General features: G+C 32.3%; 12 protein-coding genes. 1 reads left to right on the top strand and 11 read right to left on the bottom strand.

What is annotated here, in order from left to right; all coding sequences use genetic code 11:
- Nucleotides 1-5: 5 nt before the first annotated feature.
- On the bottom strand, nucleotides 6-1,304 hold the full coding sequence (gene hisS / locus ABWU86_RS03875) for a histidine--tRNA ligase (RefSeq protein ID WP_293792904.1): 1,299 nt from the start codon (nucleotides 1,302-1,304) through the stop codon (nucleotides 6-8).
- 349 nt (nucleotides 1,305-1,653) lie between these two features.
- Between hisS and ABWU86_RS03870 the strand changes: the two genes are divergently transcribed.
- On the top strand, nucleotides 1,654-2,499 hold the full coding sequence (locus ABWU86_RS03870) for a fructosamine kinase family protein (protein ID WP_353321528.1): 846 nt from the start codon (nucleotides 1,654-1,656) through the stop codon (nucleotides 2,497-2,499).
- Here the strand turns inward: ABWU86_RS03870 and ABWU86_RS03865 are convergent.
- The 10 genes from ABWU86_RS03865 to lepA form a co-directional block, all read right to left on the bottom strand.
- Entirely contained in the window at nucleotides 2,485-3,117 is a 633-nt protein-coding gene (locus ABWU86_RS03865; RefSeq protein WP_293792906.1) for an HAD-IA family hydrolase, read from the bottom strand. The two genes, ABWU86_RS03870 and ABWU86_RS03865, sit on opposite strands and share 15 nt — an antisense overlap.
- A gap of 44 nt (nucleotides 3,118-3,161) precedes the next feature.
- Nucleotides 3,162-3,608 carry a D-aminoacyl-tRNA deacylase gene (dtd, locus tag ABWU86_RS03860; RefSeq protein ID WP_293792907.1) on the bottom strand — a complete coding sequence of 149 codons (447 nt, stop codon included), beginning with the start codon at nucleotides 3,606-3,608 and terminating at the stop codon, nucleotides 3,162-3,164.
- Between the two features lie 12 nt (nucleotides 3,609-3,620).
- Nucleotides 3,621-5,849: a RelA/SpoT family protein gene (locus tag ABWU86_RS03855; protein ID WP_293792908.1), complete on the bottom strand. Its 2,229-nt coding sequence runs from the start codon at nucleotides 5,847-5,849 to the stop codon at nucleotides 3,621-3,623.
- Between the two features lie 43 nt (nucleotides 5,850-5,892).
- On the bottom strand, nucleotides 5,893-6,636 hold the full coding sequence (locus ABWU86_RS03850; protein ID WP_293792910.1) for a 16S rRNA (uracil(1498)-N(3))-methyltransferase: 744 nt from the start codon (nucleotides 6,634-6,636) through the stop codon (nucleotides 5,893-5,895).
- Nucleotides 6,637-6,639: 3 nt separating this feature from the next.
- Nucleotides 6,640-7,524 (bottom strand): 50S ribosomal protein L11 methyltransferase, encoded by an 885-nt coding sequence (gene prmA, locus ABWU86_RS03845; protein WP_353321525.1) that lies wholly within the window; start codon nucleotides 7,522-7,524, stop codon nucleotides 6,640-6,642.
- A 71-nt stretch (nucleotides 7,525-7,595) separates the two neighbouring features.
- Complete coding sequence (locus ABWU86_RS03840; protein ID WP_187291394.1) at nucleotides 7,596-7,922, bottom strand: hypothetical protein; 327 nt, start codon at nucleotides 7,920-7,922, stop codon at nucleotides 7,596-7,598.
- A gap of 165 nt (nucleotides 7,923-8,087) precedes the next feature.
- The gene (locus tag ABWU86_RS03835) at nucleotides 8,088-8,828 is read right to left on the bottom strand and encodes a fructose permease (RefSeq protein WP_293792915.1); all 741 of its coding nucleotides are present in this window, start codon (nucleotides 8,826-8,828) and stop codon (nucleotides 8,088-8,090) included.
- Between the two features lie 333 nt (nucleotides 8,829-9,161).
- Entirely contained in the window at nucleotides 9,162-14,192 is a 5,031-nt protein-coding gene (locus ABWU86_RS03830; protein WP_353321522.1) for a CDP-glycerol glycerophosphotransferase family protein, read from the bottom strand.
- Nucleotides 14,193-14,359: 167 nt separating this feature from the next.
- The gene (locus tag ABWU86_RS03825) at nucleotides 14,360-15,613 is read right to left on the bottom strand and encodes a solute carrier family 23 protein (protein ID WP_353321520.1); all 1,254 of its coding nucleotides are present in this window, start codon (nucleotides 15,611-15,613) and stop codon (nucleotides 14,360-14,362) included.
- A gap of 177 nt (nucleotides 15,614-15,790) precedes the next feature.
- Complete coding sequence (gene lepA, locus ABWU86_RS03820) at nucleotides 15,791-17,629, bottom strand: translation elongation factor 4 (protein WP_293792919.1); 1,839 nt, start codon at nucleotides 17,627-17,629, stop codon at nucleotides 15,791-15,793.
- Between the last annotated feature and the right edge of the window lie 122 nt (nucleotides 17,630-17,751).

The following is a 17,751-nucleotide window of genomic DNA, read 5'->3' as shown; positions in this document are numbered from 1 at the left end:
TCATTTTATAAATTATCAGAATCAAATTCATTTAATAATTCTGCAAATCGAGTTTTAACATCATTAATTCCAACAGTTATTTCTTTTCCATCTGCCATATTCTTTAAATGAATGGTATTATTTTCTAATTCTTTTTCACCTAAAGTTAAGGTGAATTTGGCATTTAACTTGTCAGCACTCTTAAATTGCGCTTTTGGCTTTCTATCTAGATAGTCTTTATCTGCAGCGAAACCATTATCTCTTAGTGCTTGCACAACCTTAAATGCTTCTAAACTAGCTTCTTCACCAATACCAACTACATACGCATCTAAAGCATTAAAGTTTGGAAATACAAATTCTTTGGAATTCATTAGTAATAGTAGTCTTTCAACTCCTAATCCAAATCCAACTCCTGGCATTTGTGGTCCACCCAATTCTTCCACTAGTCCATCGTAACGACCACCAGCACAAATTGTTGTGTATCCTTCACCTAATTCTTTAGCATTAGCCATAATTTCGAAGATAGTGTGGTTATAGTAATCTAGTCCACGTACCATTGTATGGTCAACGTCATATTTGATTCCTAAACCATCCAGCATTCTGGTTACCTTATCAAAATGATTTTGAGCATCATCAGTTAAATAATCCAAAATTGATGGAGCACCATCAACAATTAGTTGATCTTCTGGAGCTTTACTATCTAAAACTCTTAATGGATTTTTGTGTAATCTTTCCTTTGAATCATCACTTAATTCTTCAAAATGAGGTTCTAAGTAGTCGATTAGCGCTTGACGATAGTTTGCTCTAGTTTCTTTATCACCTAGGGTATTAATTGCAATTCTCAAATCATCGATTCCTAAGTGTTGTAAGTAATCAACAGCCATTGAAATAACTTCAACATCTAATTGTGGTGATTCGCTTCCAAAAGCTTCCACTCCAATTTGATGAAATTCTCTTAGTCTTCCAGATTGTGGACGTTCGTATCTAAACATTGGTCCCATGTAGAACATCTTAACTGGTTTTGGTGTGTCTGGACCGAATAATTTATTTTCGACAAATGATCTTACGACCCCTGCAGTCCCTTCAGGTCTTAAGGTAATATGACGATCACCTTTATCATAAAAATCATACATTTCTTTTGTAACAATATCAGAAGTTTCACCTGATGTTCTAGAAAAAACATCGAAGCTTTCAAACATTGGTGTTCTTATTTCTTGATATCTGTAATCTGAAAAAAGCATTCTTGCTGTTTCTTCAACAAATTGCCATTGTTCTGATTCACCTGGCAAAATATCTGCGGTTCCTTTTGGACGTTGATATCGCATGTTAATCCCTCCGATAACGTATTTATAAACTGATAAAAAAAGCCCTTGTCTAAAAAAATATTTAGACAAGGGCGCAAAAGCACGGTACCACCTTTTTTTAACTCTTATGTAACGTATAATAACGAATGGTATAAGACCATTAGCCTAAAAAGTGTCTTTCCGAACTCAATTCGTCGTTATTTCACCAAAACTAACGCTCTCTTTTTTCGAAATAAATCCGTACTTTTCTTTTCTTCATCAGCAACTATTCTATTCATGTTTCAGATTAATGTAATTTAATAAAAAAGTCAAGAACTCAAATGTTTACGAAGCAAAAAATAAATTGTACAATGCCCTCGAGGTGATATTAATGAGTAGATTATCAAGTGAATGGTTGAAACATTTACCATTTCAAAACGTTTCTGAAATTTCTTCGGTTAGTGGCGGTGATATAAACGAAGCTTATTCAATAGTAGCTGATAACAAAGAATATTTTATGAAAGTTCAACCAAATAAAGGAAAACAATTCTTTGAACATGAAGTTGAAGGAATTAATAAACTTAGCGAGAGATGTTTAACACCTCAAATCGTTACTTATGGTGAAATTGATGGTGATGGTTATCTAATTCAAAATTGGTTAGATTTATCCCACATTGGTGATCAAAATAAACTAGGTAAACTGCTTGCAAATGTCCACCATGAAATTGGTTCGAATTTTGGTTTGAATCATAATTTTGATTTAGGTAAGATTCCTAAAAATAATCATTGGCAAGATAGCTGGTCATCATTTTTCATTGACCAAAGATTAGCTCCTCTTATTCAAAGGGCAATCGATCAAGGATTAATTAATAATAATGAGCTGGATAAATTTAACAATGTTATCAACTCTTTTAAAATTGACATGAAAAGTCACAAAAGTGTTCCATCCATCTTACACGGTGACCTTTGGAGTGGTAATTTTTCTTTTGTTAATGGTGAACCAATTTTAATTGACCCTGATGTTTTCTATGGCGACAGAGAATTTGACATCGGGGTTAGTACAGTTTTCGGTGGATTTAATTCAGAATTTTATGAATCATATAATCAAAACTTTCCACTAGATGAAGGTTGGCAACATAGAATTAAGTATTATCAACTATATTATTTAACTGCTCATTTAGTTATGTTTGGCCAAATGTATCTTCCATCTGTAATTTCAATACTAGATCAATTCTGAATTTAATAAATCATAGTAGTTATTAAAGTTAAATTCTGGGTCCCCTGTTGAATTAATCATTGCATCAGGATCAAATAAACATCCCTTGATTCCAGCATTATGTGCCGCATCTATATCTAATTTACGGTCTCCAACCATAATCGTATTTTCTCGATTTAAGTTGTTATTGTTAATAAGGTAATTTAAAGATTCAGGATCTGGTTTACGCTTAAAATTATGATTCTTAGTAACTATCTCAGCAAACAACGTATCGATAGAATGTTTTTGCAATAATTTAATTGCTGTATCATCACGATGTGTAAGAATAAAATTCTTCCCACCGTCTTCGATATTCTTAGTTAACACCTGTTTTATGTTTAAAAATAGATTAGCATCCACTATATTCTCGCTCTCATTTTTACGATAATATTCAGATAAAATTGATTCACTTAGGTTAAAGTGAGCTGAATATTTTTGTAAACAAGTAGCAAGGGAATGTCTTCTCATAATTTGATTAATTTCATAGTCGTCAATTTCAAAATCATCGACCTTGAGTTGAACTAATGAATCTACAAACGCGTCAACCATGATTGGATATGTATCCATTATGGTTCCATCAAAATCAAAAATCATATTCATATAAAATAATCTCCTAATTAAAAAAGAGCTTTAATAAGCTCTTTTTATTTGTTTTCAGTGTCAAAAAAGATTGTAAATGGTCCATCATTAAGTAGCTGAACTTGCATATCAGCACCAAAGCTACCAGTTTCAACGTGGTTACCAGCTTGTCTTAATTCTTCATTAAATTTATCATACATGTCTGACGCAAAATCTGGTTTACCTGCCTTTACAAAAGATGGACGATTTCCTTTCTTAGTATCTGCATACAATGTGAATTGCGATACAGATAAGATATCTCCATTAATATCCTTAAGGCTTAGATTAGTTTTACCTTCATCATCAGCGAATATTCTTAGATTAGTAATCTTTCTAACCAAGTAATCAATATCATCTTCGGTATCAGTGTCTTTAACACCCACTAATAATAAATATCCTTGGTTTATTTCACCTATACATTCTTCGTCGACTGAAACGCTTGCATTCGCAACTCTTTGTAGTAAAACTCTCATCTAAACTACTCCTTACATAAATGGTCTTTTTACAACGTACACATCCGCAACATTTTTCAAGTGATCAATAATCATATCAAGCTGTTCTAAGTTTTTTACCCCTAATTTCAAAGAAATAGTAGCTGTTTTATCATGATCAACTTTTCCTTCAACGGAATTAAGTTGCTTGCAAACTGTACTTACCTTTTTAATAACATCATTTAAGATATTGCTTCTGTTGTATCCTTGAACCTCAACGTTAGCATTAAAGAAGGCATGGTTATCTGGTGAAATATTCCAAGTAACGCTAACTAATCTTTCATCATCATCATGAATATTCGGACATTCACTTCTATGAACTGATACTCCGCGTCCCTTAGTAATATACCCAACCACTTTATCTCCTGGCACAGGTGAGCAACAATGACTTAGTCTTACCAGTAAGTTGTCTACTCCTTCAATTACGATTCCATCCGAAGGCTTTTTGTTTTTACTCGTTTTGTTACTATCATCAGTTGAATTATCAATAGTTTGATGATTTTCTAGAATGTCTTTTTGTTGTTGTTCGATTCGTTGACGTTCTTTTTCATCCCTAATATCAGATGTTAAGACATTAACGATTCCATTAGGTTGTTTGTTGCCAAAACCAACTTCCGCATACATATCATTAACTTGATTGTAGTAAGTATTTTTCAATACTCGATCTAAGTTCTCTTTAGTTAAAACGCTGTTAACATCGAATCCAGCGTCACGGATTGCTTTCATCAATATTTCTTTTCCAGCGTTAACGTTTTTCTCGCGATCACGAGATTTAAAATATTGTTTAATCTTATGTTTAGCACGGCTGGTAGAAACCAAATTAATCCAATCTTGGCTAGGACCAGCAGAACTTGTGGATGTCATAATTTCGACAATATCTCCTGTTTGAATCTGATAATCAAGTGGTTCAATTTTCCCATTAACACGAGAACCCACTGTATGGTTACCAACATCGGTATGAATTAAGTAAGCCATATCTAATGGTCCAGCACCCTTAGGTAGTTCCAAGACATCCCCTTGTGGGGTAAATGCATAAACATGATCTCCAAATAGGTCTCCCTTAACACTATCCATGAATTCAGAAGCGTTATCGGTGTCTTCTTGAAGTTCGATAATTCGTTTAAACCAATTCAAACGGTTATTATCAGTAGATTCCTTAACTTCATCAGTCATACCTTCTTTGTAAGCCCAATGAGCGGCAACCCCATATTCAGCAATTTGGTGCATTTCTTTAGTTCTAATTTGAACTTCTAAAGGTCTACCACCTGGTCCCACAACTGTAGTATGAAGAGATTGATACATATTAGCCTTAGGCATTGCAATATAATCTTTAAATCTCCCTGGCATTGGAGACCATTTAGTATGAATTGCTCCTAAGACAGCATAACAATCCCTAATAGAATCCACGATGCATCTAACAGCTAATAGGTCATAAATTTGTTCAAATTGCTTTTTCTTGGTAACCATTTTTCTGTAAACAGAGTAAAGATGCTTGGGTCTTCCATATACTTGGACATTCTTTAATCCCATTTGCTTTACTTGTGAGTTGACTTCATCAATTGCCTCAGTGATGTATGAAACTCTTTCATTTCTCTTTGAATTCATTAAATGGACAATTCGATAGTATTGTTGTGGGTTCAAATATCTTAGTGAGATATCTTCTAGTTCCCACTTAATTGTACCTATCCCTAAACGATCAGCTAATGGTGCATAGATTTCTAGGGTTTCATTGGAAATACGACGTTGTTTTTCTGGTCTCAAATGTTTTAGCGTACGCATATTGTGTAATCTGTCAGCAAGCTTAACAATCATGACACGAATATCCTTACACATTGCTAACAATAATTTACGATGATTTTCTGCTAGCTGTTCTTGATTTGATTTGTACTTAATTTTACCTAACTTTGTGACTCCATCAACTATTAGTTCAATATCATTGCCAAATAATTCACCAATATCTTCTAGTGATGCGCCCGTGTCTTCAACGACATCATGTAGTAATCCAGCACTAACGGTTTCTGGATCCATTCTCAATGTTGCAAGAATGCTTGCTACTTGAATTGGGTGGACAATATAAGGTTCACCGGATTGTCTAAACTGGTCTTTATGACAGATTGACGCAAATTCATATGCTTTTTTTACAATCGCTACATGCTTTTTATTCATGTAGCTGGAAATTTCATTAAATAGATCTTCCTTAGACCAAATCTTATGTTCAGACATTTCCAAAACCTTCTTCCAATCGTTTATTTCATTTATTTTATCACTAATTATATAAATTTAGTTCCTTACAAACTGATAATGCTGATAGAAAATAAAATGGTGCGGTTTCAGTTCTTAAAATTCGAGGACCTAGACCACAAGTTTGATAACCCTTTTCACTTAGAAAACTAACTTCTTTAGGAGAAATTCCACCTTCGGGTCCAAAAAACATCGCGATAGATTCTCCATCCTCAGTATTTTCAAGAGTTTTAATTAAATCAGATTTTTCTCCTTGCTTAGCTGATTCTTCATATGCAATTAATTTATGGTCGAATTCAATCTCACTTAATTCTTTTAACGAATTAATGTATTCAACAACCGGAATCACATTTCGATGTGATTGTTCTGCAGCACTTTTGGCAATCTTAGCTAATCTTTGAATCTTTTTGTCAGCTTTATTTTTCCACTTTGCGATAGCCCATTCTGTAGGAACAAAAATAACTTTGCTAACCCCTAACTCTGTTGCTTTTTGAACAATCAACTCTGCCTTTTCTTTTTTAGGTAATCCACAAACAATTGTTGCTTGAATTGGTAGCTCAACATCACTGTCAATTTGACTAATTACATTCGCAATATTATTTTCTTGATCAACAATTTCAGCAATATAAAGTTTGTGACTATCATCTACAATCTCAAATTGATTGCCCTCGCCAGATCTTAGAACTGACATAAAATGATGTGCAATATCATCACTCACTTGAAAAGTTTGATCAACGTTTAAATTTTCATTAGTGAAATAGTGTTGCATAACTTATTCGTCATCCCTTCTTAAATGAGCAATAATTCCTCGCCAATCACCTAGAGTAGTTACTTGGTCTATTACGTATTGATTGTTTTCTAAAGTTTCTAATGTAATTGATAATTTATCTTTAATAATACCAGAAATAATGATCTTCCCGCCTTCATTAAGGTTGTTAGCAGCCTGTGGAATTAATGGTAAAACCGCTTCTGGTAGCATATTTGCTAGAATGATATCTGCTTTCTTAGATATACCATCTAATAAACTGTTTTTATCAACAAAGATGTCATTTTCAAATCCATTTAAAGCGACGTTTTTCTTTGCAGAATCGACAGCATCGTCATCATAATCATAAGCACTAATTTCTCCAGCACCAAGTAATTTACCAGCAATACTTAAGACTCCAGAACCAGTACCAACATCTAGGATACTTTCATTTTCACGAATTACTGATTCAATCGCTTGTAAACATAATACGGTGGTTGGATGCACACCGGTTCCAAAAGCTTTTTTAGGATCTAATTTTATTACCAATTCACCATCAAACTCTTTTACATAGTTTTCCCAAACTGGTGAGATAGTTAAGAATTTAGTAATTCTCTTAGCGTGATAATACTTTTCCCATTCTGAATTCCATTTATCATCATTCAAATTCTTAGTAATCACTTTGGCTTCACCTGGGTTCAAACCAAATTCTGCCAATTGTGAAACTCTTGATTGGATTGCTGGAACCTTTGATTCAATATCAAAATTCTCTGGAAAATAAGAATTAATACTTAAAGTATCTTCATTGATAGTATCAAGTTCAACTCCAAGCGATCCAAAATCCATTAAGATATTGATTACTGCATCTTGTGATTCATCACTAGTTAATACTGAAATTTCTGTCCATTCCATTGCCATACTCCCCTGTTAACTTTTTACAAAAAAAGTGCATCCATATGGACACACTCCGTTAATTTAACTTATTACTTAGACTCAGCTTGTGCCTTTTGCAGCTTAAGTTGTTTCAATTTTTCCTCATGTTGTTGTAAGTGTGATTCTAAGTACAACATTAGTGAATTTTCGTCTTTGAAAATACGAGGATGTTTTTGTTTATGAAGTCTTAAGTCAATTTCATTAATTTTTTGTCTACCAGTCCATTTATGACCGTATCTAATGATTAGTCGATTATCCAAGTTTTTCTTTCCAAATCTAAACACATAAACATTATCAGGAGTAAGCAATGGTCTAATATAAGTCTTTTTGTAATAGTATCCATTATCTCTCAAAAACTTTTTTGTACGATTAAGCATTATTAACACCTCCATTTTCGTATTATTTATTTAATAAAGCATAAATCTGTCCATAAATCATTCTATATAAATTTTATATTAAGTTTGACCAATTGTCTACCTATAAAAGCATAAAGAAAAGCGCTGAAATTTCAATATTTAGAAAGAACTCAGCGCTTTACGATTTTATTTTACGTCACCAACATCAATTGCTTGGTGTTTTAAGTTTTTAAAGATATGTTTATCAGCAATTCCAGTAATTCCACCTTGGAAGAAGAATGCAAAGATTGTTCCTAATCCAAAGTTATTAAATTGATGAGTAATAATAATAGCAATGATTGCCATTAATGTTGGTGGAATGTATGAGAACCACATTGCCTTTGAAGCATTTCCATTGCAGTATTTAAATCTTAAAATTTGCATTAAATCATCTGCAGGATGTAAAGCAATGTTAACACGTTGGTAAATTGAAATTGCGATTGCAATAAATGAAACACCAACGAAGTTTAATAGAACATATAAAACAGTCATTAACCAACCGTGTGCATCAGGTAACCAATTAGTAACGATTCCGTTAAAGTAATTAATTAGCAATGAGAATGGTCCTAAAAACGCAGCATTTCCAAGAACTCTACTCCAGCTCCATTTACCAACTAAAATAGAGTTTAATACAGTAATCAACATTCCTAATCCAAAGAATGCCCAGAATAATACCCATTTACCATTACCTAAAACCGCAAATCCTAGGTTATTTTCAGCAGCAGTCCAATATGCTGATCCTAAGAATGATGGGTGAATCTTAGCACTAGTTACTAATGTTAAAACATTCCCCATTGAATTAATAACCAAAGATACTAAAAAGTAGATGATAGCACTAGTCCATGAAATAGTTCTTTTAGTTTTGTTAGCACTTCCATTAATTTGCATGATAACAATACCCCTTTATCCCTAAATAGTTTTAATTTGTGAAACTTTTATCTATTATTAATATATATAATGTCCACCTATAACTTAGTTAAATTTAGCACAAACTTTTAAAAGTTGCTTAAACCCTCTTTAAAAGTAAGTTTTCATAAGATATTTAAACTAACATTTATAAATATCATAATCTGATATTACTTAGTTTGTACATAAAATAACTTATATTTAGTTTGTGAACTTTATAACAAAATAAATTATAAACCATTTTCTATATAAAATAAACCCCTTTTTAATATTTTTTCAAACAAAAAAGCATTGAATATTATTCAATGCTTTTTCCTATTTTGTTAAATCAAATATGTTTACCCAATAAGAGTTACTGTTTAATCTAATCAATGCAAATGAGTCACCCACTTGTTCATTAAAGTGAGAATCGATTAAATGCATTTCCTTAAGCACTTGCACTTTTTGATCGCCATCAACATTCTTTGCAAATTTTATATCCTTAAAGTCTGCGAAGTCTTTTTCAGGCTCCCATAATGCTGAACCATCTTTTACAATCATTGTCTTTTCTAAATTGTAATCTGAAAGATTATCATTCTCAACTGGTTCCAAACTATGCTTGCTTAACATCTTTTCTACTGCTCGTTTAGATGCATTTCCATCCATCCATGATGCATATTTATCAAAGAATGCCATGTACTTTTCGTTTGATTGCCAATCATCTAAAATCTCTTTTAGATTGGATACAACATCTTGAGTTGTTTTAACCATTGGTCCAGGAGCTTCTTTAACGAAGTCAAAATAGAATCCACGAATTTCATTCGCATATGCATCTAAATCATACGTGAAGAAAATCATTGGTCGTTTCAATGTTGCATAATCGAACATTACAGAAGAATAATCAGTAATTAAAACGTCACTAATTAAATATAAATCTGCAATATCTGGGTATTGACTTACATCTAAAGCGATATCAGTATAACTTGATAAGTCTAGATTGTTTGAAATCAAGTAATGTGTTCTAACTAAAACTAAAACATCACTACCAAAAGTATTCTTAATTTGATCTAAATCAAGATGTAATTTAGCTGTAAACTCATCATTTTTAACGTACTCATTATCGCGCCATGTTGGTGCGTACAATACAACCTTTTTATTGCTATTGATATTTAGTGATTGTTTAATTCTTTCAATATCATCAGTTGTATGATTAATTAATACATCATTTCTTGGGTATCCATCTAATTGCATTTGGTTTGCTTTCATTCTAAATGCTCGTTGCATAATCTTAACTGAATACATATTAGGAGCAATCAATCTTGACCATCTGTTATCATCTTTAAAAACATCTTTATGATACTTTTGTGCATTCATTCCTGGCATTGTTACTTTCATAACATCAGCTGCCAGTGTTTTTAACGGTGTTCCATGCCAAGTTTGTAAAACAATAGTATCTTCACTAGGTTGCCATCTAAATGGTCTTCTAACATTGGTTACCCAATATTTAGCTCTAGCTTGTTTCCAAATACTACTAAACCCAAAGCGAAGAATATATGGAATTTTATTATCAATGAAGTATTGCTTATCTTCATTATTAACATTCCAATATAGTTTATATTGTGGATAATTATCCCTCATGTATTCATAGATAGCTTTAGGGTTATCTGAATATTGAGTTCCAAAGAAACTTTCAAAAATAACAATGTTCTTCTTTGATAATTTCTTGGATAACCAATTTAAAATTTCCGCTTGTAAATAATTAGTATTAAAGAAATGACCAATTTTTCTAGTAATCAACTTATCATCAGGCTCTTGATCTAATTCAGTATCGTTAGTATTTAAGACGGTTTCAACAACTTGCTTTGTTGCTGTTCCTCCATCCCCATATTGTGCGAACTCTGTATAGAACTGATCTAATTGTTCTTTATATTGGTCATGAACACTATTTAAATTAGCTAAGCTATCAATTAATTGATTTTCATCATAAACAATTGGACCAGGCATTTGTTTATCATAATCTAGATAAACACCACGATTTTCTTCATCTAAATACCAGTCTTTATCATATGCATAAAAAATCATAGGTCGTTTTAAATGAGCAAAATCAAACATAACTGATGAATAATCGGTTACCAACGTATCAGCAATTAGATATAAGTCATTAATGTTGTCATAGTCACTAACATCATAGACAAATCCAGGATTAGAATAAAAACTATTTGAGTGTGCTACAAAATAATGCAATCTAACTAATAATACATAATCATCAGAAAGTTTTTCTTGTAGTTTATCTAAGTCCAATTTAAAGTCAAATCCAGCTTCCGCTCTATAGGTTGGAGCATATAAGATAACTTTTTTATCTAACGGAATACCAATTTTATTCTTAATTTGATTACAATAATCAACATTGTTGTTGGTATACAATTCATCATTTCTAGGAAAACCAGATTTAATAATCTTTTGACTATAATTAAATGCCTTGCTTGCAGTTCTTGCCATATAGTCTGATGGAACAACTAAATAGTCCCAACGACGATTACGGCTAGCAAAAAGGTTTTGAATCTTCTTTGTTCCAAATTTAAAGTGTGGTTCATCATAACCCATGTGCTTTAAAAATGTTCCATGAAGAGTTTCTACTTCAATTTGTCCCTTTCGCTTAGCATATCTATTTGGCATATTTGTATTCTGAATAATATACTTAGCAACCGCTAAGTAATACCAATATTTAAAGCTATTAACCTTTACTTTATCAGCATTCCCACTGATTTTTGTTTCAACGTTATTGAAAATCCAAACAGTTTTTATTTCAGGATGCTCTTTAACTACATATTCATACATCAATCTTTCATTGCTATCGAATTTAGAAGACCAATATGAATCGAAAATCATAATTTTTCTTAGCGGTAGAAATCTCATTAAAGGATATAGCAATGAGTATGATAGTGATCTAAGTGATTTTTTAGAATCAATTAGTTTAAAGAATGGCTGGTTAATACATAATAAGATGTTTTTATCAGCATCTTTTTTCACTTCATATTTAACAACTGTTTTGCCTTTGAAAGGTAAATCAGTTAACCCAATCTTGGCTTTTTTCGCATACTTAATTCGATAAATATCTACTCGATTTTCATTATAGATGTACGCCTTAAATTGATAATCTCCGCTTAAAAGATTTAGCTGCGTTTTTTGATCGTTGGTTAACTCGTAATTGAAAGATAAAATACCTTCATTAAATTTCAAATCGTTATTATCTTTATTAAGAACAACTCTGGTTTGCTTATCCTTACTAATCATTTCAACACGACTATTATTAATATTAACGTTCTTTAAATCACTATAGTTTTTTAACTTAGCTTCTACCTTTAAGACGTTGGAATTATTAATCGTCATTTTATTGATGACAAAAGGAGTTCTTTCATATGTCATTTCCATATGATTGGGGTCACCATAATACATTGATAATGAATAATCATTAGATAAATTAATTTGTTTATGCATCTTTTCAGAGAAGAATGAATATCCGACTAATGCGTTAGTAACTGTATCACGAATAAATAAGCCGACTTTTTTATTTACAAATAGCTTATTGAAATCACCCAATGCAAAAATAAAGCCACCCTCATGATCTTGCTTCGCAATAACTTGATTGTGTCCATCTGACATAACCATATTGTAATCACTGGCAGTTGCATTATCCATATTGAAAATAACGTGTTCTTCATCCTTAACGGTTGGAACACTAATTATTGGATCATGGCCTTTTTTAGCTTCAATACTATCAACATCAAATACTAATGTTCCAACACTGTTGTATCTAGTAATAACCTTAAACCCGTCTCTTTCAAACGGCATTAATTTCTTATCAGCTAACTTAGCGGTTGGATTAGTTGCTACATCGTTAATAAAATACTTATTGCTGATTGAATTACTAATTTGTAATTTCCATGTCCCAACACCTAGATGTTTAATTGCTTTTGGAATACTAAAGACAACTTCGTATCCAGCATTATTGTACTTACCCTTAGGCTTCATAATACGTTTTAATAATACTGTTGGCTTTCTAATAATATTTACGCTAAAGGACTTATTATTTTTTATATTAATTAATTTGGCTGTAATGGATTCACTTGAATTGGATTTCTTGAACCATTTTTTTATTAATTTAATTCGATTGAATTTAAAAGCACCACTGATTTCAAAAGTACCCTTCTTAATATCTCTATATTCAGCCTTACGAATTTTTTGATCAATTTTACAATTATTGTTATCTAAAATTAGCTCTTTAATTAGTTCTTTATCATCACTAATTTCTGGCAATCTTAGTTGGTACTTTTTACCATGGAAACTATCTTTAAATTCACCTATCACTTCATTGTAAGTAAATGAATTAATCAAAGAGATGTCATTTATTTGAAGAGCATGATACATTATTTGGTGCTTAATTGGCAGTTGCTTAAATATATCTGCATTCCATAATTCCCAATCTCTTAGGAAAACATAAACCATTTCTTGGACTTTGTATATATAGTCTTCTTCATTATCACCAAGGTTTTGGATAAAAATGTATATGTCCAAGAATAAAACCTTATACATAAAATCGCTGATGATACTATCGTCCTTAGTAAAACCAGCATCCAATAACATTTTATATGCAATATTTAAAGCATCCAAACGGTTTTGGAAGTTAGAAATCGCACTTCTTGTTTGAGTAATTGAATCTGAACTTTCTCGCCATCTCCATTTGTAGACAACATCTTCAATAATGGATGTCTTTTTTGATTTCAAGTGCACATCTAAAGTGAAGGGAATATCTTCGTAAATCATCCCTTCAATGAATTGAATATTATTTTCCACTATAAAAGAACGCTTGTATAACTTATTCCATACAGTAGTATCATATAGCAAATCATGATTATTTCTAATATCAGTAGAATTATAGTCATCATGCACAGCAAATGAGTGCAGATATGAATTAGTTAAACGATATTTATCAAAACGTTCTACGAATCCAACAACAACATCAGAATCGTTTTGACGTGCTTTATAAGTTAAATTGGAATATGCATCTTCTGGGACAATATCGTCACCATCAACAAATGCGATATATTGCCCTCTAGCATGCTTCATCCCATAATTTCTAGTGGTACTAATTCCACCGTTGGTCTTATGTAATGCTCTAAAGAAATCATATTTTTCAGCATATTCATCAATAATATCTTTTGTATTATCTGTTGATTCATCATCAATCATCAATACTTCAAGGTTGTCCTTGGGAAAAGTTGTATTTGCAATTGAGTCTAAACATCTTCTGATATAATCTTCGACGTTATAACAGGCTACAATCACAGATAAATATGGTTCTCTCATTGTTATTACATCTCACTTATCTTTTTGTTTGTTATAAATATTGAAAATAAAAAAATACCGATTAAAAATTCGGTCAATTGGTGCAAAGTAATATAGCGATTACTTTGAATGATATAGCTAAATTATATCATTAATAACTTCATTTTTAATTGGTATTTTATTAATATTTATTCATTTTTAGGTAATACTAAATTCAATATTACTCCTAAGATTACTGAAACAGCTAATCCGTTTAAAGGTAATGTTCCGATTTTTAACATGAATCCACCAACACCGATTACTAAGATAGTTGATATGATCATTAAGTTTCTCTTCTTAGCTAAATCAATTTGGTTTTCAATCATGATCTTAATCCCACTAGAAGCAATAGTACCGAATAGCAAGAAACTAATACCACCAATTACAGGTAGTGGCATTTGCATTATTAGTACGTTTAACTTATTAATAAATGAGAATAATACGGCGAAGATTGCAGCTCCGATTAAAACATAAACACTATGAATCTTTGTAATCGCCATAACTCCAATGTTTTCACCATAACTTGTAACGGCTGGTCCACCAAATAATCCAGCGAAGACTGATGCTAATCCGTCCCCTGTTAAAGTTCTGTTTAGACCAGGGTTTTTAAAATAATTTCTACCAGTTAATTCATCTAAGACCATTAAGTGACCCAAATGTTCAGTAATTGTCACAAAGGCAATTGGTGCGATTGCAATAATTGCTCCCCATTCAAACTTAACGTTGTATGAAACAAATGGAATTTCAAATTTAGGCATTGCAAACCATGGTGCATTTGCAATAGTAGATAGATTTACTAGTCCCATTGCGATTGAAATTACATAACCGCAGATGATTGCTAATAAGATTGGCATAAAGCCAAGGAAGCCTTTTACATACATATTAAAGAATATTGCTAATAATAATGTTACAAGCGAAACGATAACGTATTTGTAGTCATAGTTACCATTATTTAACATTGCATCGTTGGCAGCACTTCCTGCTAATGATAAACCAATTACAATAACAACTGGTCCTACCACTACGGCTGGCAATAACTTATCAATCCATTCTGAACCAATCATGCTGATCAATAGAGCGACAATTAGGTAAATAATCCCAACAGCGATCACTCCTTGAGCGATTCCAGGATAACCTGTCACTTGCATCAAATATTTCATTGGAACAATGAAAGCAAAACTAGATCCCATGTATGCGGGAATTTTCTTTTGTGTCACTAAGATATGAATTAATGTTCCTACACCTGATGTAAATAGTGCAATACTTGGACTCAATCCAACTAGTAATGGCACAATTACTGTACTCCCAAACATTGAGAACATGTGTTGTAATGATAAACCAATCCATAGCCAGAATCCCGGTTTGTCATTAACATCTAAAATAACATCTTGCTTTTTATCCATAATTCTTCCTCCCAAAAACTTAAGAGCTTTAATTTAGCAAAAAAGGTCTATTTATCCCGAGATAAATAGACCTTTACAAATTTTAATTAAATTCGTTCAATCTTTTCAGCCTCACGGGACTAAATTAAAGACTCTATATTTTTATTAAATAATACTTAGATTAATAAGAAATGTCAACTACTTTTTATCAGTTTCTTCTTCATCTGTTTGTAGAACCGCCATAAATGCAGCTTGTGGAATATCAACTTTACCAACTGCCTTCATACGCTTCTTACCAGCCTTTTGCTTTTCAAGTAGTTTCATTCTTCTAGTTCTATCCCCACCATATAGGTGCGCAGTAACATCTTTTCGATAAGCTTTAATATTAGTTCTAGCAATAACTTTAGCTCCAATAGCAGCTTGAACTGGAATTTCAAAGTTTTGTCTAGGGATAATCTTTTTAAGCTTTTCAACAATAATTCTGGCACGACTTGCTGAGAATTGTCGATGTGAAATAAAACTCAATGCATCAACCTTTTCACCATTTAACAAGATATCAATCTTAACTAAATCAGATGGCTTGTAGTCACCTAATTCATAATCAAGTGACGCATACCCTCTGGTAGTTGATTTCAACTTATCAAAGAAATCAAAAATGATTTCTGATAGTGGAATTGAATACATGATATTAACTCTATAATCATCAATATATTCCATTGTATCAAACTGACCACGTCTTGATTGGCAAAGTTCCATTACCGCTCCAACATAGTCATTTGGCACCATTACGGTTGCATTAACATATGGTTCTTCAACTGACTTAATTTCGGATGCATCAGGCATTTCTGATGGGTTTTCCACATCTTTACGATTACCATCTGTTGTGAACACATGGTAAGTAACTGATGGAGCTGTTGTAATAAGATCTAGATTAAATTCTCTTTCTAATCTTTCTTGAACAACATCCATGTGCAACATTCCTAAGAATCCACATCTAAATCCAAATCCTAGCGCTTGTGAAGATTCTGGTTCAAATTCTAACGCTGCATCATTAAGCTTTAGTTTTTCTAGAGATTCTCTTAAATCTGTGAATTTGGCGTTATCAGTAGGATACAATCCAGAATAGACCATTGGTTCCATTTCACGATAACCAGGCAAAGCTTCTTCTGCAGGATTATTAGCATTAGTTACAGTATCCCCAACCCTAGTTTGGTTAATATCCTTGATACTTGCGGTAATGTATCCAACATCCCCTGCCATTAGATATTCTCTTTGAACTGGATGTGGAGAGTTAACACCGACTTCGGTTACTTCATATTCACTTCCACTGTTCATTAATCTGATTTTATCGCCGGGCTTAACGACCCCATCTTCTAAGCGAACACTAAGAACAACTCCACGATAGTCATCATAGACTGAGTCAAATACTAATGCCTTTAGTGGCGCATCTAAATCACCAGTAGGTGCTGGAACTTCTTCGACAATTCTTTCTAATAAATCTTCAATTCCAATTCCCTTTTTAGCACTAGCTAGAACAGCGTTATCTGCATCAATTCCAATGATGTCTTCTACTTCTTTTTTAACCATATCTGGTCTAGCAGAAGGTAGATCAATCTTATTAATTACTGGAACAATTTCCAAATCGTCATCAATTGCTAAGTAAACATTAGCTAAGGTTTGAGCTTCAACACCTTGGGCTGCATCAACAACTAATACAGCACCCTCACAAGCTGCCAAACTTCTTGAAACTTCATATGAAAAATCGACATGTCCAGGTGTATCGATTAAGTGAAATTCATAATCATGACCGTCTTTAGCATGATATTTTAGTTCAACTGCATTTAATTTGATTGTGATTCCACGTTCTCTTTCAAGTTCCATATCATCCAACAATTGATTTTGCATGTCTCTTTTAGCGACAGTATCTGTCATTTCCAAAATTCGATCAGCTAAAGTAGATTTACCATGATCAATATGAGCAACAATCGAAAAGTTACGAATGTATTTTTGATGTTCCTTCATTTTTTCTAAATCCATGTTTATTCCTACTTTCAACGTAATATATTAATATAATTATAACAACCGCACACGGTTTGTACAAACTAAATAATATTAATAGCAAACAAAAAAAGAGTCGCTTTAACGACTCTTTTTATTTA

Source organism: Apilactobacillus pseudapinorum (genome assembly GCF_040369555.1).
GTDB lineage: Bacteria > Bacillota > Bacilli > Lactobacillales > Lactobacillaceae > Apilactobacillus.
This window is presented reverse-complemented; position numbering and strand designations above follow the sequence as displayed.

What these genes read in the sequence shown, in the direction of transcription:
- ABWU86_RS03870 (WP_353321528.1), top strand. Translation starts at nt 1,654, where the DNA reads ATGAGTAGATTATCAAGTGAATGGTTGAAACATTTACCATTTCAAAAC.
- ABWU86_RS03825 (WP_353321520.1), bottom strand. Translation starts at nt 15,613, where the DNA reads ATGGATAAAAAGCAAGATGTTATTTTAGATGTTAATGACAAACCGGGA.
- ABWU86_RS03840 (WP_187291394.1), bottom strand. Translation starts at nt 7,922, where the DNA reads ATGCTTAATCGTACAAAAAAGTTTTTGAGAGATAATGGATACTATTAC.
- ABWU86_RS03830 (WP_353321522.1), bottom strand. Translation starts at nt 14,192, where the DNA reads ATGAGAGAACCATATTTATCTGTGATTGTAGCCTGTTATAACGTCGAA.
- ABWU86_RS03835 (WP_293792915.1), bottom strand. Translation starts at nt 8,828, where the DNA reads ATGCAAATTAATGGAAGTGCTAACAAAACTAAAAGAACTATTTCATGG.
- dtd (WP_293792907.1), bottom strand. Translation starts at nt 3,608, where the DNA reads ATGAGAGTTTTACTACAAAGAGTTGCGAATGCAAGCGTTTCAGTCGAC.
- ABWU86_RS03850 (WP_293792910.1), bottom strand. Translation starts at nt 6,636, where the DNA reads ATGCAACACTATTTCACTAATGAAAATTTAAACGTTGATCAAACTTTT.
- ABWU86_RS03855 (WP_293792908.1), bottom strand. Translation starts at nt 5,849, where the DNA reads ATGTCTGAACATAAGATTTGGTCTAAGGAAGATCTATTTAATGAAATT.
- ABWU86_RS03865 (WP_293792906.1), bottom strand. Translation starts at nt 3,117, where the DNA reads ATGAATATGATTTTTGATTTTGATGGAACCATAATGGATACATATCCA.
- lepA (WP_293792919.1), bottom strand. Translation starts at nt 17,629, where the DNA reads ATGGATTTAGAAAAAATGAAGGAACATCAAAAATACATTCGTAACTTT.
- hisS (WP_293792904.1), bottom strand. Translation starts at nt 1,304, where the DNA reads ATGCGATATCAACGTCCAAAAGGAACCGCAGATATTTTGCCAGGTGAA.
- prmA (WP_353321525.1), bottom strand. Translation starts at nt 7,524, where the DNA reads ATGGAATGGACAGAAATTTCAGTATTAACTAGTGATGAATCACAAGAT.